Source organism: Gluconobacter sp. P5H9_a (assembly GCF_018812085.1).
Taxonomy (GTDB): domain Bacteria; phylum Pseudomonadota; class Alphaproteobacteria; order Acetobacterales; family Acetobacteraceae; genus Gluconobacter.
The window spans coordinates 1-1,012 of the sequence record NZ_JACRVW010000042.1 but is presented as its reverse complement, the minus strand read 5'-3'; the positions used below and the strand labels follow the sequence as shown (position 1 = coordinate 1,012).

Annotated in this window: 1 protein-coding gene; it reads left to right on the top strand. The window is 54.1% G+C overall.

What is annotated here, in order from left to right:
* Nucleotides 1-56 precede the first annotated feature (56 nt).
* Nucleotides 57-1,012: IS481 family transposase (locus KP708_RS15355; RefSeq protein ID WP_059431489.1), on the top strand; the 956-nt coding region annotated here is incomplete at its 3' end.

Here is a 1,012-nt window from a genome sequence, read left to right as displayed (position 1 = left end):
TGTTTAGTCCCGTGTTTTGATGGTGTGATATTTTCACGCGAGTGGAAGGAAGCCTTATGGGACAGATACGTCATGGCAGCGCCACGACCACGCACGCCGTGCGAGCAGCACTACAGCGATCGCAGGCTTCGCTCGCGACGCTGAGCGAGGAGTTCGGGATCAACCCGAAAACAGTTGCAAAATGGCGAAAGCGTCAAACGGTTGAGGATCAGAAGACAGGTCCTAAAGAGCCGCGCTCAACGGTCCTGTCCGAGACAGACGAAGCAATGATCGTGGCGTTTCGCCGGCATACTTTACTGCCGCTGGATGACTGTCTTTATGCCCTGCAGGCCAGCATCCCTCATCTGACACGCTCGGCTCTGCATCGCTGCCTTCAGCGCCACGGGATCTCCCGGTTGCCGGACATCGAAGGAGACAAGCCCAAACGCCAGCGCTTCAAACGCTATCCCATCGGCTTTTTTCACATCGATATTGCCGAGGTCCAAACTGCTGAAGGCAAGCTGTATCTCTTCGTCGCCATCGACCGGACAAGCAAATTCGCTGTCACACAACTGGTTGAAAAAGCTGATCGGAAGACAGCCTGGGAATTCCTCGAACATCTCCTGAGCATCATCCCTTACCGGATCCACACCATTCTGACCGATAACGGCATCCAGTTCGCTGATCAGCCCCGTAACCGCAATACGGCCTGGTCGCGTCCCATGCGCTTCGACATGATCTGCGAAGCCCACGGGATCGAACATCGTCTGACGAAACCCAATCATCCCTGGACGAACGGTCAGGTTGAGCGGATGAACCGGACAATCAAGGAAGCAACCGTCAAACGCTTCCATTACGACAGTCATGAGCAGTTGAGGACACACCTCAACGACTTCATGGCAGCCTATAATTTCGGGCGAAGGCTCAAGACCCTGAACGGTCTCACACCTTACGAATACGTCTGCAAAATCTGGACTTCAGAGCCAGAAAGATTCATCATCAATCCAACCCATCAAATCCCGGGACTAAACAC